This window comes from Hymenobacter psychrotolerans DSM 18569, from assembly GCF_900142395.1.
In the GTDB taxonomy this organism is placed as follows: domain Bacteria; phylum Bacteroidota; class Bacteroidia; order Cytophagales; family Hymenobacteraceae; genus Hymenobacter; species Hymenobacter psychrotolerans.
Genome location: NZ_FRAS01000014.1, coordinates 17,253 through 37,866, shown reverse-complemented (window position 1 = coordinate 37,866; position 20,614 = coordinate 17,253). Strand labels below are relative to the sequence as shown.

The following is a 20,614-nucleotide window of genomic DNA, read 5'->3' as shown; positions in this document are numbered from 1 at the left end:
TGCAAAGGTACGCGTCTTTTCGGAATAGACAAACAGTCAACTGAATAATCCGCGAGCAAATATCATTTTGATAGTCAGGGCTTCTGCCCCCATGCTATCTGCCACGCAAATATACACATTCCTTGTACTCCAGGCAGATCGGCCCGGCATCTACCTTGCTGTTTATCAGGCATACGCCGTTACCAGCGCGGCGCTGTGCTGCGCCTTTGTGCCGTATTCCATGTTTTGGCACGCTGGTAAGCGGGCCCCACCAACGTTAGTCCAGGCCGGGCAATTTGAACTTGTCGAAGGCGCTGGGTTTGGCCATCAGGGCTTCTACCTCGGCTACGGTGCGCGGCGCTTCCTTCGACAGGTTTTCGGGCGCGCCGGCCGTAATCAGGATGTCGTCTTCGATGCGCACCCCGATATTCCACCACTTATTGTCGCAGGGGCTGCCTTCCGGGATGTAGATGCCGGGTTCCACGGTAATGACGTTGCCGGGCTCCAGCGGCTTGTAGGTGCCCCGGTCGTGCACATCGAGGCCGAGGTAGTGGCTGGTGCCATGCGGGAAGTATTTGCGCATCTCTTCGGCCGTCTGAATAATGCCGAGCTTGATGAGGCCTTCGGCAACTACTTTCTGCGCTGCCTTATTAGGCGCCTGAAACTCGTTACCGGCTTTGCAGGCCTCAATACCAGCATCCTGGGCGGCCAGCACCAGCTCATAGATCTGGCGCTGGGCCGGGCTGAACTTGCCGGAAGGTGGCACCGTGCGGGTGACGTCGGCGGTGTAGCCGTGGTATTCGGCGCCGCAGTCCATCAGAATCAGGTCGTTGCCGATGCGGAGCTTGTCGTTGGTTTCGTAGTGCAGGATGCAGCCGTTGGCACCGGCCCCTACAATGCTGGGGTAGCCTTCGAACTCGGCCCCGTACTTTTTGTAGACGTACTCGTGCAGGCCCTGCACTTCCATCTCGCCCATGTCGGGTTTGAGGGCTTTCATCACCTCCTGCTGCCCCACGGCACTGATGCGCACGGCTCGCCGAAGCAGCTTGAGTTCCTCCGCAGTCTTCACGGCACGTAGCTCGTTCATCGCCTCATTGAGGCGGCCGGCTTCAAAGCGGCTAACCGGGCGCGCGGCCATAGCCTGCTGCCGTTCATCATCCGTTGTAGCCTTGAGGTAACCCTGCAGATAGGCGTCAGTGGCCAACGCGGGCTGGTTTTTGGCCATACCTTCAACGTAGCTTTTCATTCCGGCCGCATTCACTACGCCGTAGCGCTGCACAGCGGTGTAGAGCTCGTCGCGGCGGGAATCGTAGTCGGCGGGAATGGCGGCCTGGCGCCGGAACGTGGCCACTAGGTCAAACAGGTCGGCGGGGTTGCGGGAGTCGTCGCGGATGTCGGCCGGCAGGTCCAGGAAATGGATGTGCTTGAAATCGGCCCATCGGATGCCCGCGCCGGCAAAATCCTTGTTGTCGGCTACGTACTGCAGCTTCAGCTGCTGCCGGGCGCCTTCGGTACCGAGGCGGCGGCCAGTCCACTGCTCCGCCCTGGGGTCGCGGGGCTGCACGAACAGGGCCTCCGTGACGCCCGCCTGCCCGCCCACCGTCTGGGGTTCCTTGAAGAGCACCAGCACAGCATCCGGCTCATCGTAGCCCGTGAGGTAGTACAGGTCGGGGTGCTGGTGGAAGCTGTAGTTGACGTCGTTGGCGCGGTTGCGGACCGGATTGGCAAACAACACGGCGACCGAGCCGGCGGGCAGGGCCTTGCGGAGCAGCTCCCGGCGGCTCTGGTGAAAAGCCGGATCCAGAAAATCGGTGGGGCGGCCGGGACCGGCGGCCCGCTGGGCTAATGCGGCCGGGGCCAGCGCCAAGGCCAGCACCATGCACCGCAGCGCACGAAGGGTAACTGTCAGAAACATTGCAACGGGGAGAAGGTGAATACAACAAAGACGCGTACCCGCCCCAAAAATTGCTTTTCGAGGCGGGTACGCGTCTGAAATAAATTCGCTCCGAAGAACGTCGTTGGCTGGCTAGTAAACGATGAAGCCCTGCTCCTTGGCCTTCTTCAGGACCGACATGATGCCGTTCTTGTTGATGGTGCGGATGGTGCTGGTCGCTACTTTCAGCGTTACCCAGGCATCCTCCTCGGGGATGTAGAAGCGCTTTTTCTGCAGGTTCGGGTAGAACTTGCGCTTGGTCTTGTTGTTGGCGTGCGACACGTTGTTGCCTACACGGGTACGCTTGCCGGTCAGATCACAAACTCGGGCCATGGTATCAGGAACTTAAAGGTTTCAATGCTGGAAAAAGGGACGCAAATATCGGTATAAGTTTGACAGAAGCAAACCGGATGGCTGAAAAATAAGCCGTTATGGCCTCAGCGGCCTCTATGGGCCGTTACTTTTTCGGCTTGGCCGAGCGCCAGGGACAATGCCGGCAGCCGCTGCCGCAGCAAGTGCCGCGGCGGCGGTGGTACTGCTCCGTAAAAACCATCAGGCCTTCGGGAGTGAAGTAATAGTCGTCGGGCTGGAGCGGCTGAGCGGAGAAGGAAGACACGGCAAACGCAAACAGCCTGCAAGGTACGACAAGCCGGGCGAAGGCTGCGTATACAGCTTTATTTTAGTATCTTTCCGATAGTGAATTAGATTGTTTTAACTCAACCTTTCTCTTCCCTGGCCAATGCGGTACCGGATTCTAACGTTGACGATGCTGGGAATTTGTCTGGCCTGGCCATTGGCAGCGCAGGCACAGCAGCCCGAAACCGCCGCGCCAGCCGTGCGACTGGCCGTGCAGCTGGCAGGCGTGGATACCTTGCCGCCGGCTCCGGTTAAGGAAGCCCGGCGTACTCTCTCGCAGGCCCGCCAGCGCTTTACCCGAGGACTGGCCTCGGGCCAGCTGCTGTACGTAACGGCCACTCTCCTCAACGATGCCGCCAGCCGTGTGCCTCAGCTGGTACAGGTCCAGAGCTGGCAGGATGGCCGCGTGATGGGCCGGCTGGTAGGCTCCAACCTGCCGGATGGCAACAACAAGGAAGAATTTGACGAAGCCGAAATAGTGGACTGGATGATCCTGCACCCCAACGGCACCGAAGAAGGCAACCACGTGGGTAAGTTCCTGGACCTGGAAGACCGACTTGGCAGCCTGACCGGTCCTCGCTAAACGGCGGCTCCTAGTTTATGCGGATAGTTTTGCGGCCAAAGAACTCCGCGTACGCCTGGTTCGACCAGTCGTAGATGTTGGGCGTGATGTCGCCGAACAGAAGGGTATAGGGCGGGTCCTGCAGCGGCTCTACCACGGCCTCGGCGGGAAGCCAGCCGGGAGTCTGCAGGGCGTGGTAGCGGGCCGTAAGCTGGGCATCATAGCGGGCAGCAGCGCCACCGAGCCAATCCTCGTAAGCCAGCAGCACGTTGTTGTAGTTGTCGGTGGTTTCGTGGCCGCGCAGCGTGAGCAGGTGCCCGCCGCTGAACGCAGCTATTATCCAGATTACCAGACTGGCGCGCACTACTAAGGGCAGTGCAAACGTGGTCCGTGCTGTGCGGCGCCACAGGTACTGCGCCCAGGCATGGGCGTTCAGAAACCAGCCGATTAGAAAAAACAGGTACAGGATGTTGCGCGTGCGGAACGGTAGCGGCTGGCTGTTGAAGCGCCAGCCCATGAATGCCACCAGCACCAAGCTCACGGCCATGAGTAGCGTGATGAACCCCGGATTCTGCGCCAGCCGGTTTAGCGGCAGCCCGGCCACGCGCCGCAACCGGAAGCTGACCGGCAGCAGCAGCAGCGTGAGGGCAGGCAGCACCCCATTACCGAGCCAGTTACACACCAAGCGGTAGGCGGAAAGAGCACCCTTGTCTAGTGATTCCAGCACGGAATACTTGTTGGCCGGCCCCAGCCGGGCAAAGTTACCGGGCGCCAGAAACGCGGCGGCGCATGCCACCGCTACTACTGCGCTGAGCCACACATAGTCCCACGGCAGGCGCCGCTGCTGCAGGGTGCGCAGGGCCGTGAAGCCCGTCACGCCCACGGCCAGGGGCACCGCGTTGGTTTCGTTGCCCCCGATAATAAGCACGGCCAGTCCACCAGCCAGCGCCAGCCACTTCCGCTTTTCGGCCGGCTCGCCGGCTTGGGCGTGTCGCACCAGCACGGCCAGCCACAGCAGTGTGAGCAGGGCCGGCAGCAGGTAGTTGTAGCCGCTCACAATCCAGTAGAAAGCCTCGGCCGGGCTGGGCAGCTGCCACAGCAGCAGGCTGGTCAGGACGCCGCTGGCAAGCCACAGTGTGCGGCGCCGGAACTGCCCGGCCAGCAGCGTACGCAGCAGCACCACCAGCGCTACCGGCAGCGCCAGCAGCAGCAGACAAATGGCCCCGTAGCCTCCCGTGATGTTGCCGCCGTACTGCACCGGATTCAGCAATGCCCACAATACAACGGACGTGTAGCGGCCCGTCCAGGTGAGGTACATGTGCGGCATGTAGCCCCAGCGGCCATACTTGTACACATCGGTGGCCTGCAGGAAGTCATCGGCGGAAGGGTGAGCGTACCAGCACAACGCCAGAAACGGCAGCAGGCACAAGCCAGTGGCTACTGCCAGCAATAAAGGTCCCAGCGCCTTGCGCAGCGCCGAAAAGGGTATAGGATGGGGCATAGAATCAGGTATGGCAACCGGGCATTGCGGCTAAAGCTACTATCCGCCGGCGTAATGCGGCCACTTCGGAAGCTCCGCACGACCACGCCGCATGGTTTTGCGTATTTTTGAACTACTAACCTTTCCTGCTCTATGCAAACCATTCCCACCACGCATACCAGCCGCAGCCAGGAGCTGATGGCCCTCGAAGACCAATACGGCGCCCACAACTACCACCCGCTGCCTGTGGTGCTGAGCCGCGGCGAAGGCGCGCACCTGTGGGACGTGGAAGGCAAGCGCTACTACGATTTTCTCTCCGCCTATTCGGCCGTAAACCAGGGCCACTGCCATCCGCGCATTATCGGGGCCCTCACGGAGCAGGCGCAAAAGCTGACCCTGACGAGCCGGGCCTTCTTCAACGACCAGCTGGGCGCCGCCGAGAAGCAGGTGTGTGAGCTGTTCGGCTACGACAAGGCCCTGCTGATGAACTCGGGCGCCGAAGCCGTGGAAACGGCCCTCAAGCTGGCCCGCAAATGGGGCTACCAGGAGAAGGGCATTGCCCCGAATCAGGCCCGCATCATTGTGGCCGAGCACAACTTCCACGGCCGCACTACGGGCATCATCTCCTTTAGCACCGACCCCGACTCGACCGGTGGTTTTGGCCCCTACACCCCCGGCTACCAGGTGGTGCCCTACGACGACTTGGAGGCGCTGGAAGAAGCCGTGAAAGATCCGCACGTATGCGGTTTTCTGGTAGAGCCCATTCAGGGGGAAGCCGGCGTGATGGTGCCTTCCGAAGGCTATCTGGCCAAGGCAGCAGCCATCTGCAAGGCGCATAATGTGTTGTTTATTGCCGATGAAATCCAGACCGGCCTGGGCCGCACCGGCGAACTGCTGGCCGTGTGCTACGAGGCCGTACACGCCGACATCCTGATCCTGGGCAAGGCCCTGAGCGGCGGCGTGCTGCCGGTGTCGGCGGTGCTGGCCCGCAACGAAATCATGCTCACCATTCAGCCCGGGCAGCACGGCTCCACGTTTGGCGGCAACCCGCTGGCCTGCGTGGTGATGCGCGCCGCGCTGGATGTACTCATCGAGGAAAAGCTCACTGACAATGCCCGCGCGCTGGGCGAAGTATTCCGGGAACGGATGCGCCGCGTGCAGGCCAAGCGCCCCGAAGTGGTAGAATTGGTACGGGGCAAAGGGCTGCTGAACGCCGTGGTTATCAAGCCCCACGCCGACGGCCGCACGGCCTGGGACGTGTGCGTGACTTTGATGGAGCGCGGCGTACTGGCCAAGCCCACCCACGGCGACATTATCCGCTTTGCCCCGCCGCTGGTTATCACCGAAGAGCAGCTCCACGAAGCCTGCGACATTATCGAGCAGGTCATCCTGGAATTCTAGACCGCATTCGTTCCGATTCTTCTTCGCCCTGATGAGGGCAACCTCCGGCAAGGGCCTGCTTTCAAGCAGGCTCTTGCTGCGTACGGGCCAAACAGTTCTGCCTAAGCGCTCAGCGTAGGCACCGCTCAAACCGTAGTGCTGTGCCTATCTTGGGCGGCTTACTCTCCTATTCTCTGTGAAATCAACCTTCTCTTTGTACTGCGCGGCGCTGTTGCTGCTGGCCGGCTGCCGCAGTCAGCAGGCAGCCTTTCGGTTTGAGCCGGCTGCAGCTAGCAGTAGCGTGGCTGGCGCTCAGGCAGCAGAATCTGCAGCTGCTGCCGTTGTTGCGTCATCGGCTCATTCCAGCACGCCCATGCAGCAGGAGCCAACCACACGACCCGCAGCTGTGCGCCACCAGGCCCCAACGCGCCGCCTGCTTCCCGCTTCAGTGCACCTGGTGCGCCCCGTGCACCGGCCAGCCGCCAGCACGGCTTCGGCGGCCACCAGCCCCTACCACAAGCACCAGCGGCAGCCCCGGCAGACGCAGCTGGAACACACGGCGGCTTTTGTGCTGGGCGCCGCGCTGATAGCGGGCGGCGTGGTAGGCGGTATTCTGCTGGGCGGCTGGCTGGGGCTGGGCGTCGGGGCGCTGGTTGTGCTGCTCGGGTACTACTTCGTGGGCGTCGGTATCGGGGGCAAGCATGCGTGGCTGGAGGTGTTTCAGGAGTTCTTCAATATGTAGGCGGTAAGCCAGGCACCCATAAAACCGACACGGCTCCGGCCCTGCTGCGTAGCGGGGCCGGAGCCGTGTGGTTTACAAGAAGGAGCCGGATCTAGCTCGTGTGGCGGCTCGTTTGCGACGTGCTGTCGTTGGACTGGTTGTTGCGGAATTCCTTGTCGGAGCTGTCGGCGCCGCGCTCATCCGACGGGGCTGCATTGGAGCCTTACGGGCTGTGCGTTTCCGGGTCGAACTTGCCCTGCTTGGCGCCGCCGCTACGGCCTTCGCCACTGGGCACGTTTTCGCCGCGGGTATTATCGGCGCCGCCTGCTACCGGGCCTTCGTGCGGGCCGGAAGGCTGGCCGCTAATGCCGGGAGCTTGTTTGCCGGTTTCGGCGCTGTTGGGAGAGTTCGGGGTTTGCTTGTTGTCGTTCATGGCTTGGGTCTGGTTGGTGGATAAAAGAACATAACGGGCTGCAGGCAACCTGCCGGTTTTTACGGCTGCTATTGACCTGCGGCCGAGAAAGAATTTTGCCACAGCCAGCACGGTTGAGCTTGCCGTACAGCCACTTACCTGCTTGTTCAGTTCACGCTTGCCACTTCAAAAACGGCCGGCGGCTTCCGGCTTCCGGGCGGTTAGCCCGCGCCGGCCGGCGGCCGCCGCGGCGCATTCGCGGCACTCGCAAAGCCACTCCCATCCGCAACCTTACCTTTGCGCGAGTTGTTCTATCCTGTCTTACCAACTGACCGAACCAATGCCCAACGTCCCCACGCACCGCCCGCGCCGCAACCGTAAGTCTCAGGTTATCCGCGACATGGTGCAGGAAACCCGCCTCACTACGCACGATTTCATTTATCCGCTTTTCCTGATTGAAGGCCAGAACCAACAGCTGGAAATCCATTCGATGCCAGGCATTCACCGCTTCACCGCCGACCGCCTCATCGACGAAATCGGGCGCTGCGTGGAGCTGGGCATCAAAAGTTTCGCCCCATTTCCGGCCATCAACGACGCGCTGAAAGACCGGCTCGCCAAAGAATCAGCTAACCCCGAAGGACTGTACCTCAAGACCGTGGCCGACATCAAGCGCCAGTTTCCGGACGTGGTACTGATGACCGATGTGGCCATGGACCCCTACTCTTCCGACGGGCACGACGGCGTGGTAGATGTGGACTCGGGCGAGATTCTCAACGATGCCTCCCTGGAAGTGCTGGGCCAGATGGCTCTGGCGCAGGCCCGCGCCGGCGCCGACATCATCGGGCCAAGCGACATGATGGACGGCCGCGTGGCCTGGATCCGGGAAGTGCTCGACAGCAACGGTTTCCCGGGCGTGAGCATCATGAGCTACACGGCCAAATACGCGTCCGCCTTCTACGGCCCCTTCCGCGACGCGCTGGACTCGGCCCCCAAGAAAGGCGACAAAAAAACCTACCAGATGGACCCCGCCAACCGTCGGGAAGCCTTGCGCGAGCTAGCTCTCGATGAGGCCGAAGGCGCTGACATGGTGATGATTAAGCCCGCCCTGAGCTACCTCGACGTGATTCGGGAGGTGCGCAATCATACCCACCTGCCCGTGACGGCCTACAACGTGTCGGGCGAGTACGCCATGGTGAAAGCGGCCGCCCAAAACGGCTGGCTCGATGGCGAGAAAACCATGATGGAAGTGCTGACCAGCATCAAGCGGGCCGGCGCCGATGCCATTCTGACCTACTTTGCCAAGGAAGCGGCGGCTGTGCTGCGCCGCGGCTAGGCAGTATCATTTCTGCTCCGCAAATTAGGAACGCGCTGCGGCGCGTTCTTTTTTTGCCCCTCACTGCTGCTTCACCTCGTTTCAGCCATGCCATCTACCGTCCGTCTGGCCACCGTCTCCGACCTGCCCGCAATTCTGGCCATTCTGGGCCGCGTGGTGCCGCTGATGAATGCGGCCGGCAACCAGCAGTGGAGCGCCGACTACCCGAACGAGGAAGTATTTCGGCGCGACATTGAGCAGCAGCATCTTTGGGTAGCTGAGCTGAACGGGACCGTAGCCGCCTTTGCCGCCCTCACCCACAACCACCAGGACCCCGAATACGCCCAGGCCGACTGGGACGCTAACGAGCCGGCCCTCGTGACGCACCGCCTCGCCGTGGACCCGGCGGCTCAGGGCCACGGGCTGGCGGCAGCGCTGCTGGAACAGGCCGAGCACTTGGCCCACCAGCAGAACCTGCGCGTGCTCCGCGTAGACACCAACTCCGAAAACGCCGCCACGCAGCGCCTGTTCCCGAAGCTGGGCTACCGTTTTGCGGGAGAAATCACGCTGGCGTTCCGGCCGGGCCTGCGGTTTTTCTGCTACGAGAAACGGCTGGGGTAAAGGCAGCGTTAGTTTCGGTTTTGCCCGAACGGCCAGCGGCCCAGCCGGCGGCTCCAGAGCAGAAACACGCCCGTGCCCACGGCCATCATCAGCAGGGCTGCCACCTGAAACGGCAGAAAAAAGCTGCCTGACTGCAGCGAGAAGCTGATGCCGTCATTGATGCTCCAGAACACCCACAGCCACACCACAATAACAATGAGGACGGGCAGCGGGTAGAGCGGCATCCGGAACGGCAGCCCCTGCGCCCCACGGCGGCGCCGGAGCAGCACCAGCCCCACGGCCTGCCCCACAAACTGCACCAGAATCCGCATGGCCAGTATGGCCGAAATAACCTCGCCGAGCCGGAACAGCAGGCTAAATACGAAGCCGGCTCCGCCCAGCACCAGCAACGACACGTGCGGGAAGTGCTTGGTAGGGTGCGTTTTGGCAAACACCGGTAGAAACTCGCCATCGGCGGCGGCGGCGTACGGGATGCGCGAGTAGCCGAGCAGCACCGCAAACAGCGAGGCAAACGCCACCCACAGCACCAGCGCCGTAGCGGCCTTGGCGGCCGTAGCGCCATACAGCCGCTCCACAAACGTGCTGACAATGAATTCGGAGTGCTGCGCTTCCTGCCACGGAATAACGGTGCCCACGCTCCAGTTCAGCAGCAGATACAGCGCCATAATGCCCAGAATGCTCAGGAAGATGCTGCGCGGAATCACGCGTTGCGGCTCCTTGATTTCGCCGCCCAGGTGGCACACGTTGTAGTAGCCCAGGTAGCTGTAGATGGTCTTGACGGTGGCCTGCCCCATAGCCGCTGAGAGCAGCACGCCCGGCAGCTCGGAGAAGCCCCCGGCCGGCAGCCACGCCACCTCGTGCGTAGCATGCGTGATGCCCCCGAAAATCAGCCAGCCCATGAGGCCCAGCACGCCCACCCACAGCAGCACGCCCAGCCGCCCGATGTCCTCGATACGACGGTAGAGCAGCCCAATCAGCAGCAGCACCACCACGCCCGATACCAGCTTGGGCTGCCACCACGCTTGCAGGGGCACCAAGTAGCCGAAATACTGCGCAAACCCGATAGCGCCCGACGCCACCACCAGCGGCGCCTGCACCAGCGTCTGCCACACGTACAGAAACGACAGCAGCCGGCCCCAGGTCTGCTCGCCGTAGGCCAGCTTCAGGAAGCGGTAGGAGCCGCCGGCTTCCGGGTGCGCCGCCCCCAGCTCGCTCCAGATCAGTCCATCAAACAAGCTCAGGGCCGCCCCTACCAGCCAGGCCAGCAGGAAATTCGGCCCCATGAAGCCCATGACCAGCGGCAGCGTCACGAAGGGCCCGATGCCCACCATGTCTATCATGTTGAGGGCGGTGGCCTGCACCAGCCCGAGGCGGCGGCGCAACGGCGCGGTGGCAGAAGAATCGGGAGAGTCGGGGTGGAGCATAAGCAGGAAAGAGAGCTGTAAAAGTCGCAGAATCGTTGAATGTTCACGCGCCGGCCCGTCGGCGACCCGCCTGCTGCCAACCTGCGCCAACCGCGCCGCGTACCACGGGCATACGCTAGCTATCCCTTATGTCTGCCGGTTCTTCCAAAATTGCCATCTACGGCGCCATCGGGGCCAATATTGCTATTGCCATATCCAAGTTTGTGGCCTCTTTCTTCACCGGCAGCTCGGCCATGCTGTCCGAAGGCATTCACTCGCTCGTGGACAGCGGCAACGGGTTACTGATTCTCTACGGTGTAAAGCAGTCGGAGAAGCCCGCCGATGCCCGGCACCCGTTCGGGCGCAGCAAGGAGCTGTATTTCTGGTCCCTGATTGTGGCCATTCTGGTGTTTTCGGTGGGCGGCGGCATGTCGTTCTACGAAGGCGTAGAGCACCTCAAGCATCCCGCCCCCATCACCGACCCTACCTGGAACTACTGGGTACTGGGCCTCTCGCTGGTGTTTGAAGGCATTTCCTTTACGCTGGCTTTCCGCGAGTTCAACAAAACCCGCGGCGACGCCGGCTTCTGGCCCACGCTGCGCCGCAGCAAAGACCCCTCCGTTTTCGCTATTCTGCTGGAAGACATGGCCGCCCTGATAGGCCTCGTCCTTGCATTGGCCGGCGTCTATTTTGGGCATGCTTTCAACAACCCTTACTTCGACGGCGGGGCCTCCATCTGCATTGGGGTGCTGCTGGTTTCGGTGGCTGTTTTCCTGATTTACAAAACCAAAGGCCTGCTGGTGGGTGAAGGTGTGGACGATGAAACGCTCGACTCGCTCGAAGCCATTGCGCGGCAGCAGCGCGGCGTAGAGCAGGTGCGGCGCCCCCTCACCATGTACATGGGCCCGCACGACGTGGTGCTGGCCCTCGACGTGGAGTTTCACGACCATCTGTCGGCGGTGGAAGTGGAAAATGAGGTGGATAAGCTGCAGGACGCCATCCGGGACAAGCACCCTGAGTTTAAGCGCATTTTTATTGAAGCCAAGGGCCTGGCCGGCAAGCAGCGCGCTACGGGGCCCCAGCCACCGGTTTCCCCCCAGATTTAGCTCCGCCATAAGCTCCACCTTAACCTATAGCCGGGTTTGGGGGTACACTGCACCGTAGCACGGCTCCGATTGAGCTATGCTGCCGTGTTTTTTCCGCTTACCAATCTCCGTATTTATGGCTCATGCTGCTACCCATTCCAACCCGTTCCAATCGTTCTGGATGGCCGGCTACGAATGTACCGACCAGCTCAACTGCTTCGGCAACCGGGTTGATTTTCTGCCGCTGACGGGCCATCTGCAACTTCTCGACGACGACTACCAGGGCCTGCAGCAATACAGCCTGGGTACGGTGCGCGAAGGTATCCGCTGGAGCCAGATCGAGAAAACGCCCTATCAATACGACTGGAGCACGGTGCGCACCATGCTGGCCGCCGGCCAGCGCCACGGCATTCAGCAGGTCTGGGACCTGTGCCACTTCGGCTACCCCGACGACCTGACGCCGCTGCACCCCATGTTTGCGCGGCGCTTTTCGGCGCTGTGCCGGGCCTTCGTGCAGATGTACCGCGAGCTGCGCCCTGAAGGTGAGCTGATTGTGACGCCTATCAACGAAGTCAGCTTTATGAGCTGGCTGGGCGGCGATGCGCGCGGCACCTCGCCCTATTGCGTGGGGCAGGGCTGGGAAGTGAAGTACGGGCTGATGCGCGCCTACATTGAGGGCGTGGCGGCCATGCGCGAGCTGGACCCCGGCATCCGGATTCTGACCACTGAGCCGCTCATTCATATTGTGCCGCCGCTGAACGCCACCAAAGCCCAGAAGAAGCAGGCCCGCGAGTGGACCGATAATCAGTACCAGAGCGTGGACATGCTTTGCGGCCGGCTCTGCCCCGAGCTGGGCGGCCGCCCGGAGTTCTTCGACATCATGGGCGTGAACTACTACTACAACAACCAGTGGGAGATTCATACGCACCACCGCCTGCCCTGGGTAAACGAGCCGTACGACCCCCGCTGGCGCCCGTTGCACCACTTGCTGCGCCAGGCCCACGAGCGGTACGGCCGCCCGCTGGTGGTGAGCGAAACCAGCCACCCCGGCCTCGACCGGCCCCACTGGATGCGCATGGTAGCGCAGGAATGCGCCGAAACGCTGCGCCAGGGCGTGCCGCTGTGGGGCGTGTGCCTCTACCCCATCCTCGACCGGCCCGACTGGGACTTTCTGGACCGGGAATGGCACCGCTCCGGCCTCTGGGACGCCGTGCTCCGCCCCAACGAGCCGCCGCTGCGGGTGCTGCACCAGCCCTACGCCGATGCGCTGCTGGAAGGACAGCAAACCGTAGCGGCCGCCCTGGCCGAAACCACTGCCGCGTCGGCGGAGCTCGTCGGTTCGCTGGCGCGTTCTCTATATTAGCCAGCATGAACCGACTGCCCGACGCCACCACCGACCTGCTCCACCACTTCGAGCGCGCCTTCGCCGACTCGACCCTTTCGCTGGACGAAGCGCGCCAGTTGCGCCAGCGTTTGGCGGAGCATGGCCAGCACGGCGAAGACCTGCACGAGCTGCGCCACCGGCTGTTCGGGCTGGCGCGCAGCCGCTTCAACAGCTTTCAGGACAAGACCGTGATTGAGTGGCTGGAAGCCGCCAGCGCCCTGCTCCTGCCCCCGGCCGACACGCCCGCCCGTGCGTCCCGCTCCGAAGTGTTCTTCAGCCCCAATGATGACTGCGTAGCGGCCATCCGGCGGTTTCTGGGTGAGGCCGCGCACACGCTCGATATCTGCCTGTTTACCATTGCCGACGACCGGCTGACCGATGCCATGCTGGCCGCCCACAAGCGCGGGGTGCGCGTGCGCCTGCTCACCGACAACGACAAGCTCTACGACCGGGGCTCCGACGTGCGCCAGCTGCAGGCGGCCGGCCTGCCCGTGCGCACCGACCGCACCACCGACCACATGCACCATAAGTTTGCCCTGGCCGACAGCCGCACCGTACTGACCGGCTCCTACAACTGGACCCGCTCGGCCGCGGAACTCAATTTAGAAAACCTGCTCATCACCGACGACACCACTATTGTCCGGCGCTACAGCCAGGAGTTTGGCCGGCTTTGGGAAGCATTGGCCCCCTTTGAAGGATAAGTCATCGGGCTCGTCTCCAATACAACACAAAAGTGCCACCTGCTCTTCGGAACAGGTGGCACTTTCGGTTAAGGCAGCAGGTGCCGGCTAATTACTTGGAAGCTTCGGCACCGGGCTCGGGCTCGGCAGTAGCAGCGCCGGGCCGCCGGATGCTCACGAGCTGCCGGGTAGTTACGCCACCCACAGTCAGGTTGAGGTTATAGTCGCCGGAGGGCAGGCCCGTGAAGTCGAGGGTCTGGTGATGGGGGCCGGCCTGCTGGCGGCGGTAGTCCGATACGCGCACTGCGGAGCCGCGCTGGTCGTAGAGCACCCACCCAATCGGCTGTGCATCACCCAGCTGATACGCCATCTGCACCATGCCGCTGGAAGGGTTCGGATATACGGCCAGCCGGTTGGAGCCCGTCACGGGCACGTTGGCTACGGGGCCCGCCATGGCCGCTTCCTTGGGCGCAGCGGCTTCCAGCTTCCACTGCTGCGTGGGGCGGCTGCCGTAGCGGCGCTGCTGCAGGCCGCCTTCTTCTTCGGTGCCGGCTGTCAGGGCCTTGTTGCTGTGCTTGGCCGTGAGCTTGTAGTAGCCCTCGCCGACATCCTCAATCTTCCAGAGCTGGTTGTTGCCGCTGTAGTAAGGCCACAGGCTGAGGGGGGCGCCGTTGGACGTTTCGCTGCCCAGCACTTCCAGCACTTTGCGGCCACCCTGCACCGTGAGCTTGTAGTAGCCGCTGCCGGCTTCCTCAATCTCCCACTGCGGGGCACCCGCCGGAGCCGAGGTCAGGCCCGGATCCTTCGAAACCGGGGCGTCGCCGGCTACCTCCAACGGTTTGCCGTCGGAGCGGGCCATCAGGGTGAATACGCCGGGTATATTCAGCGCTTTGGAAATTTCGGCGGCCGTGGGCGCGGCTTGTTTAGCTGGTTTGGGCGCCGGAGCCGGCTTGGCGGCGGCAACCGGCTTGGGCGCTGCCGCCTTGGCCGCCGTAGTAGCCGGCGCCTTGGCGGCCGGGGCAGCTTTGGACGTTGCCGGAGCGGCGGGCTTGGCGGCAGTGGCTTTGGCTGGTTTCGCGGGCTTCTCCGGCTCGGGCGCTACGGCCGTAATAATAGTTGCTTTCTCGGCTACGGGCATGCCCGGGCCTTCCAGCGGATACAAGTACACGGAAGGCACCGTCTGGGCGCCCTGGCCCGGGCGCACCCACTGCAGCCGCACGTTGGCGTCGCCGTCCTGGTCATAGTACTCAACCTTGATGGTGGCGCGCTCACCGGCAGCCAGGCTTACTTCGGCGCTGGTGGAGGTAGTGGTGCTGCCCTGGCCGTTCCAGTTATCGAGAATCTGCTTGCCATTTACCCACAGCCGCACCCCGTCATCGGACTTGGTGATGAACTTGTAGCGGCCGGTGGCGGGCGCCTCAATCTGGCCCTCCCAGCGCACCGAGAAATTGTCGCTGCGCAGGCCGGGAGCCGGAATGCCCGTTTTCCACTCGAAATCCACCACGGCATCTACCCGGCGCAGCAGCGGTGTGCCGGCCAGGGAGCCATTGTTGAAATAGGAGCCTGTAAGACCAGTGCCTTCGCCCGGCCCGGCGGTAGTAGCCTGCGTACCCGGTTGCGCCGCGGGCCCCGAAACGGGCAGGCCGCCCAGGGCAGTGCCGGTGGAGAGCAAACCGGCTACGAAACAGAACAGTAGGTGTCGCACAATGCGTAAAAATCTAAAGTTGAACTGATGAGGTAAAGTCAGGAGCAGGCAAAACTATCGTACGGAAGTACTATTCCAACCTCCTCCGTACCAGACGCTGAAGCAATATACTGCATTCTTTTGCTACCGTATTCCTCTGATAGTCGCCAACTTGTTCATTTCCAATTTTTTCCTGTGTATAGTATATTGACGTAGCAGAATTGTGGCTGGGCACCTTCCCGGCAGCTTTTTGCATTTTTGCGACCCTACTTTTGCTTGCTATGACTGAAGCCGTTGCTTTTCTTGCTTCGCCGCTGGGGCCGCTCCGCTTGCGCGGTACTGATGCCGGCCTTTGCGCGGTGGAATTTCTGAACGAAGAGGCCGCCGAAACGCCATCAGCACTGGTGCCGGCCAGTCTGCGGGAAGCGCACCGGCAGCTGCGGGCCTACTTCGGCCGCGAGCTGCGCGACTTCACGCTGACCTATGATGTGCAGCAGGGCACGGACTTTCAGCGGCGCGTCTGGACGGCACTGCCGGGTGTGGGGTTCGGCCGCACGGCGTCTTACCTCGACCTGGCCCGGCAGCTGGGCAACCCGGCCGCTGTGCGGGCCGTGGGCGCCGCCAACGGGCAAAACCCGCTAGCCATTGTGTGGCCCTGCCACCGCATCATCGGGGCCGGCGGGCAGCTGACGGGCTACGCGGGCGGACTGCCACGCAAGAAATGGCTGCTGGAGTTTGAGCAGCCCGCCGTGCAGGCCTCGCTGTTTTAGAAGCTACTTCCCAACCACAGGCGGCGCGTATGCCGCGCCACGAATTGCCAGAAGGTGAGCGGGCGGCTGGTACCGGTGTGGCCCTATTCCCCTGCCGGACAATCTGAATGCCTGTCTGGACATGCTGCAGGTGCCGGGCGGCTGCTTTGCGCCCTACTACACGAACTCCGGCGCCTGGAACGTTATATTTGCCTGCAACCGTAGGCGGCAGTTATCAGACTGCCCGTTCCGCTTTTTCCGACGCTTCTTTTCCATGAAATACCCGTTTTTTGTAGCACTGGCTGCTGCCGCTCTGCTGGCCCTGCCGGCTCAGGCTCAGCGCAAAACCAAAGTAAAGACCAAAGACGAGGCCGTTAGCGCCGCCAACCGCCTGCAGCCGCTGTTCGGGGGCATTGCGGCGGCGCAGGCCGAGGGCTTGCTGGGGCCGGGCTACGTGGAGAAAGTGGCCGCCAGCTTCGGCTCCCGGGCTGAGGCCAGCCGTTTTTTTTCCGGCAAAGGCTACGAATACCTCAGCGAAGGCCAGGTAGATACGGCCGTTACGCGCCTGAACCTGGCGTGGCTGCTCGATGCCAAAAACCCGGAAGTATACCGCGGCCTGGGCATTATCGCCAGCAAGAACCCAACGCCCGACCAGGCCATTGACCTGCTGACCCAGGGCTTGGCGCTGGCTCCCGAAAATGCCCTGATGCTCGCCGACCTGGGCTCCAGCCACCTGATCCGCTACGAGCAGACGAAAAAGAAGAAGGACCTCACCACCGGCATTGGCTATCTGCAGCGGGCCCTGGCCGCCGACCCGAACAACGCCATTGCCTGGCAGCAGATGGGGCTGGCACATTATTTCCAGGAAGACTACGCCAAAGCCTGGGAGGCCGTCCACAAAGGCCAGAACATCAACATGACCAGCATCGACTTCAACTTCATCAGCGACCTGCTGGCGAAGATGCCCGACCCGGAAGGCAAGTTTAAATAGGCCGCCGGGATTGTGGCTGCCACTCTGGGCCGGCCGCCGCAACCCCGCCCCCGGTGTTGCGCGTACCACGCGTTTTGCGCTCTTATTCGTGTATACCTACGTTCTACCTGCTATCCACTTGCTCACCTAACCCCCTTTTCCCTGCGTGAAGCACTTTCTGCTGATTTCTACTTTTGCGGCCGGCATGGTACTGGCGCACGCCGCTGCTGCCCAGGATGGGCCGGAGCGCCGCAAACGCCACTACAGCAGCCAGGCCCGCGCCTACTACCGGGGCCCGGTGCGCTTTACGGCCGGCGGCGGGGTGGCCCTCTACAACGGCGACCTGGCCGGTGACCTGGGCAACAACCTGCCCGGTGGCAGCGGCAGCCTGGGCATTCTGTACCTGCTGCGCCCGCGCCTGGTGATTGGCGGAGAAGCCACCTACTTTCAGATTGGGGCCAAAGACCAGCTGGCTGAACGGGGCCTGGCCTTCCGGGGGCGCAACGTGAGCGGGGTTACGTTTCTGCGCTACGAGTTGCTGCGCGATGAAAGCGAGTTTGCCAGCCCCAAGCGGCCGGCAGCCCTCATCAAGCCGTTCGTGAAAGCCGGGGCCGGCTTTCTGCTCTACAACCCCAAATCCTACATCGGTACGCTGCGGCCCGACGACCGGACTCCCTTCCTGTCCCCGGAGCGCAAGGATTATCCGGCTTTGGCCGTTACGGCGCCCGTGGGCCTGGGCATTGTGTTCCGCCTCACTCCCAAGCTCAACGCCACGGCCGAAGCCGCCTACTTCTTCACCACCACCGACCAGCTCGACGATGTGAGCCCGGTAAGCGGCCGCTCCAGCTCCAGTCTCAACGACGGCTACGGCCTGGTAGAGCTGAAGCTGGAATACGCGCCCTGGGGCCGATAATGCAATAGTCATCAACGTGTAGCAACCAACCCATCAACAAAAAAAGGCCCGTCTACTGACGGGCCTTTTTTGCAAGCGCGAGAAGCAATTACTGCTTCACGAAGCGCTGGTGGAACACTTTCTGCCCGTCGCTGACAGTGAGGGTGTAGATGCCGCGGGCCAGAGCCGACACGTTCAGCTGGTCGCCGCTGATGCGCAGACCGGTTACTTTGGCGCCGCGCAGGTCCGTGAGCGTCACGGATACTACCGGAGCGTTGTCGGGCATGATGATGTTCACGACATCGGTGGCAGGGTTAGGATACAGCTCCAGGCTGCGCGCAACGTTCTGCGTGAGGCCCATGCTGGCGTTGCTGCCCGTGTTGCCGGCAATAGCGGCGCCACCGGAAATCGTGATGCTGTAGTCCTCGGTTTCGCCGTAGCTGTAGATGCCGCAGCTGGTCGTGGCCGAGGCGTCGCTCATGACCACGCGCATCCGGGTTTTGCCGTTTTTGGCCGTAGTCGGGATGGTGAAGGTGCTCGTGAGTGTGGTGCTGCTGCTGGTGCCGGCGCGGCTCACCACGGTTTCGCCGCTGTCAATGAAGTCGCCGTCCTGGTTGTAGTCGATGTAGATCTTCCAGTACTCGGTGTAGGCCGTGCCCGTGAAGCCGGCGCTGTAGCTGATGGTCTGCGACGAGCCAGCGGCTACGCTGGTGCTGGTGGCCGTGCCGTCGTAGTAGCCGGCATTGCTGGCCGAGCTGCGGTTGATGCTGCCCAGGCTCACGAGGTCAATCCACTCGTAGGATACGTTGGTGCCTTTGCTGGCGCAGTAGGTAGGCGTGGTAGGCGTAGTTCCGCCGCCACCGGCAGCCGCCCCAACCCCCACGGCATACCAGGCATTCGTAACGGCCGTAACCTGCGCCGAGCCAGCGCCATACAGGTCGGTAGCGGCCGAAATAGCGCCGGCACGAGCATTAGCGAAAGTAGAGGAAGCCGACAGGTACACAGCTTCGGTGCGGTAGGCAATTTTGGCGGCCGCATCAAGCCCCACGCCCGCTACTGTGTAGGCGCTGCCGATGTCGTTGGTGCCGGAACCGCCCTGGCTCAGCAGGTAGAACCAGTAGTTGAGTACGCCCGAGTTGGTGTGCACTCCGCCGTAGTCGTTGGACTGGGTTGGGCTGCTGGTCGTGGCTCTCCAGTACGTGCCTTTGTAGGTGTCGGGCTGGCCATAGGCGTTGGGGTTGCTCATGGAACGCAGCGCGCCGCCGGCCTTCATGATTTCTTCGCCGATAAGCCAGGTGCTCTTGCCGGTGAGGCCGTAGGTGCTGGCCGAGCGGGCTTCCACGCAGGCGCCCCAGATGTCGGAGAAGCCTTCGTTCATGGCGCCCGACTCGTTCTGGTAGGTCAGGTTGGCGGTTTTCTCGCAGATGGCGTGCCCGATTTCGTGGGCGCACACGTCCAGGGCAGTCAGGGGCTTGAAGGTGCTGGCGCCGTCGCCGTAGGTCATGCGCACCCCGTCCCAGAAGGCATTTTCGTAGCCCGCGCCACCCGGCACGTCATCAAAGTGCACGTAGCTCTTGATTTTGGCGCCGGCGTTGTCGAAGGAGTTGCGGTTGTGTACCAGCTTCCAGTAGTCGTAGGTAGCCTGCGCCCCAAAGTGTGCGTCGCCGGCCACGTTGTCGAAGGTGGCGTTGTTGTATTCGGCGGCGGTCCAGTTGTTGTCGGCATCCACGAAGTCCACGGCGCCGGTGTAGCTGTTGCTGCGCTTGCAGTTGTAGGTTTCGATGCCCAGGCCACGGGTAGCTTCGCGCAGGTTGTAGCCGCCGGTAGCGGTGCCGTTGGCCAGCGTGCGGGTGCCGCTGTAGGCCGTGGCAAACGTGGCCGTGGCCGCCGCGTGCTTGATGATGTTGTCCTGCCCCACTACTTCGCCGGAGTGGGCATCAACATAAATGTAGGCGCGGCTGATGGGGGCCTGCGCGTAGATGTTGAACTTCCAAGCCAGGGTAGGCTTGCCAGCCAGCGCGGCATTGGTAGTGCGCAGGTTGCGCACCACGACCAGTTCACCCTGCGGGCGGTACGTGGCGTTGGCGTTGTCCAGTTGCTGCTTCAGGCTGGCTTCTTCCCGCTCATCCTGCCACATGTATTTGCGGGCGCCCACAAAGGCCATAGCCTGCTGCAGCGCAGCATCGGCGGAGAGGGAAGGCGTGACATTGAGGCCGCGCACCCGCTCAAACTGCCCACTGATGCTCTGCACTTTGCCACCACGGGCGTGCACCGAGTACGTAGCATGCTCTACCTTGATGCCTTTGTAGTACTGCTGGAATTTCTCGTGCGCAAAGCCCAGGTCATCGGCTTCTGATTTGAGGGGCAGCAGCTGGTCGTCGGAGGTGAGCTGCAGCTGGTCGCGGAGCAGCTGGGTGGCCTGGTTGAGCTGGTAGGCTGCCACATCGGCTTTGAACTGCACCAGATAGGGCGTGCCGTTGTCGTTGAGGTCTTTACTTTGTACCCGGGACAGGTCCTGGGCTACGGCCGCGGAGTGGAGGCCACCGAGCAGCAATAATGCTGCGGCAGAGTACTTGTTGAGCATGTTGTGTGGTTGTGGAAGTGAAAGAAGATCGGCCTGCATAATTTCCATAATGCAGGGCATCAATTTATATTTTTTTCAAAACCAGCCGCATTTCATTGCAATTTAATTTTTCATCCTCAACAATTATTACAACTATCACAATAATCT

Annotated in this window: 19 protein-coding genes; 11 read left to right on the top strand and 8 right to left on the bottom strand. The window is 62.4% G+C overall.

The genetic code is table 11. From position 1 onward, the window contains the following. Positions 1–256: 256 nt before the first annotated feature. The 3 genes from BUE15_RS13270 to BUE15_RS21985 all read right to left on the bottom strand — a co-directional run bounded on the left by BUE15_RS13270 (position 257) and on the right by BUE15_RS21985 (position 2,528). Complete coding sequence (locus BUE15_RS13270; RefSeq protein WP_073285842.1) at positions 257–1,894, bottom strand: aminopeptidase P family protein; 1,638 nt, start codon at positions 1,892–1,894, stop codon at positions 257–259. A gap of 111 nt (positions 1,895–2,005) precedes the next feature. Continuing rightward, positions 2,006–2,245 carry a 50S ribosomal protein L28 gene (gene rpmB, locus BUE15_RS13265; protein ID WP_044015540.1) on the bottom strand — a complete coding sequence of 80 codons (240 nt, stop codon included), beginning with the start codon at positions 2,243–2,245 and terminating at the stop codon, positions 2,006–2,008. 124 nt (positions 2,246–2,369) lie between these two features. Beyond that, on the bottom strand, positions 2,370–2,528 hold the full coding sequence (locus tag BUE15_RS21985) for a C1orf53 family protein (protein WP_170865264.1): 159 nt from the start codon (positions 2,526–2,528) through the stop codon (positions 2,370–2,372). A gap of 150 nt (positions 2,529–2,678) precedes the next feature. Between BUE15_RS21985 and BUE15_RS13260 the strand changes: the two genes are divergently transcribed. Next, on the top strand, positions 2,679–3,131 hold the full coding sequence (locus BUE15_RS13260) for a hypothetical protein (protein WP_073285839.1): 453 nt from the start codon (positions 2,679–2,681) through the stop codon (positions 3,129–3,131). 10 nt (positions 3,132–3,141) lie between these two features. On the opposite strand, the gene BUE15_RS13255 is transcribed toward BUE15_RS13260, so the two are convergent. Next, positions 3,142–4,611 carry a DUF6056 family protein gene (locus tag BUE15_RS13255; protein WP_139252282.1) on the bottom strand — a complete coding sequence of 490 codons (1,470 nt, stop codon included), beginning with the start codon at positions 4,609–4,611 and terminating at the stop codon, positions 3,142–3,144. Between the two features lie 132 nt (positions 4,612–4,743). Between BUE15_RS13255 and rocD the strand changes: the two genes are divergently transcribed. Beyond that, the gene (rocD, locus tag BUE15_RS13250) at positions 4,744–5,991 is read left to right on the top strand and encodes an ornithine--oxo-acid transaminase (protein ID WP_073285833.1); all 1,248 of its coding nucleotides are present in this window, start codon (positions 4,744–4,746) and stop codon (positions 5,989–5,991) included. A gap of 175 nt (positions 5,992–6,166) precedes the next feature. After that, complete coding sequence (locus BUE15_RS21610; protein WP_139252281.1) at positions 6,167–6,712, top strand: hypothetical protein; 546 nt, start codon at positions 6,167–6,169, stop codon at positions 6,710–6,712. Positions 6,713–6,914: 202 nt separating this feature from the next. Here BUE15_RS21610 and BUE15_RS13240 read toward each other — a convergent pair whose 3' ends face one another. Continuing rightward, complete coding sequence (locus tag BUE15_RS13240) at positions 6,915–7,124, bottom strand: hypothetical protein (RefSeq protein ID WP_244535949.1); 210 nt, start codon at positions 7,122–7,124, stop codon at positions 6,915–6,917. Positions 7,125–7,443: 319 nt separating this feature from the next. Here BUE15_RS13240 and hemB point away from each other — a divergent pair, with 319 nt between their 5' ends. Beyond that, the gene (gene hemB / locus BUE15_RS13235; RefSeq protein ID WP_073285828.1) at positions 7,444–8,436 is read left to right on the top strand and encodes a porphobilinogen synthase; all 993 of its coding nucleotides are present in this window, start codon (positions 7,444–7,446) and stop codon (positions 8,434–8,436) included. A gap of 87 nt (positions 8,437–8,523) precedes the next feature. Beyond that, positions 8,524–9,036 (top strand): GNAT family N-acetyltransferase, encoded by a 513-nt coding sequence (locus tag BUE15_RS13230; protein WP_073285825.1) that lies wholly within the window; start codon positions 8,524–8,526, stop codon positions 9,034–9,036. Positions 9,037–9,044: 8 nt separating this feature from the next. On the opposite strand, the gene BUE15_RS13225 is transcribed toward BUE15_RS13230, so the two are convergent. Beyond that, positions 9,045–10,460 (bottom strand): APC family permease, encoded by a 1,416-nt coding sequence (locus tag BUE15_RS13225; protein ID WP_084549037.1) that lies wholly within the window; start codon positions 10,458–10,460, stop codon positions 9,045–9,047. Between the two features lie 128 nt (positions 10,461–10,588). On the opposite strand from BUE15_RS13225, the gene BUE15_RS13220 reads away from it, so the two are divergent. The 3 genes from BUE15_RS13220 to BUE15_RS13210 all read left to right on the top strand — a co-directional run bounded on the left by BUE15_RS13220 (position 10,589) and on the right by BUE15_RS13210 (position 13,609). Further along, on the top strand, positions 10,589–11,545 hold the full coding sequence (locus BUE15_RS13220; protein ID WP_073285822.1) for a cation diffusion facilitator family transporter: 957 nt from the start codon (positions 10,589–10,591) through the stop codon (positions 11,543–11,545). A gap of 115 nt (positions 11,546–11,660) precedes the next feature. Beyond that, complete coding sequence (locus BUE15_RS13215) at positions 11,661–12,887, top strand: glycoside hydrolase family 1 protein (protein WP_073285819.1); 1,227 nt, start codon at positions 11,661–11,663, stop codon at positions 12,885–12,887. Between the two features lie 5 nt (positions 12,888–12,892). Next, positions 12,893–13,609, top strand: coding sequence for a phospholipase D-like domain-containing protein (locus tag BUE15_RS13210; RefSeq protein WP_084549036.1), 717 nt, complete (start codon positions 12,893–12,895; stop codon positions 13,607–13,609). Between the two features lie 91 nt (positions 13,610–13,700). On the opposite strand, the gene BUE15_RS13205 is transcribed toward BUE15_RS13210, so the two are convergent. Beyond that, complete coding sequence (locus BUE15_RS13205; protein ID WP_084549035.1) at positions 13,701–15,293, bottom strand: PA14 domain-containing protein; 1,593 nt, start codon at positions 15,291–15,293, stop codon at positions 13,701–13,703. 260 nt (positions 15,294–15,553) lie between these two features. On the opposite strand from BUE15_RS13205, the gene BUE15_RS13200 reads away from it, so the two are divergent. The 3 genes from BUE15_RS13200 to BUE15_RS13190 all read left to right on the top strand — a co-directional run bounded on the left by BUE15_RS13200 (position 15,554) and on the right by BUE15_RS13190 (position 17,904). After that, positions 15,554–16,042 (top strand): methylated-DNA--[protein]-cysteine S-methyltransferase, encoded by a 489-nt coding sequence (locus BUE15_RS13200; protein WP_073285813.1) that lies wholly within the window; start codon positions 15,554–15,556, stop codon positions 16,040–16,042. 253 nt (positions 16,043–16,295) lie between these two features. Further along, positions 16,296–17,012, top strand: coding sequence for a tetratricopeptide repeat protein (locus BUE15_RS13195; RefSeq protein ID WP_170865263.1), 717 nt, complete (start codon positions 16,296–16,298; stop codon positions 17,010–17,012). 145 nt (positions 17,013–17,157) lie between these two features. Further along, positions 17,158–17,904 (top strand): hypothetical protein, encoded by a 747-nt coding sequence (locus BUE15_RS13190; RefSeq protein ID WP_073285807.1) that lies wholly within the window; start codon positions 17,158–17,160, stop codon positions 17,902–17,904. 88 nt (positions 17,905–17,992) lie between these two features. Here BUE15_RS13190 and BUE15_RS13185 read toward each other — a convergent pair whose 3' ends face one another. Then, complete coding sequence (locus BUE15_RS13185; RefSeq protein ID WP_073285804.1) at positions 17,993–20,467, bottom strand: M4 family metallopeptidase; 2,475 nt, start codon at positions 20,465–20,467, stop codon at positions 17,993–17,995. Positions 20,468–20,614: the final 147 nt, after the last annotated feature.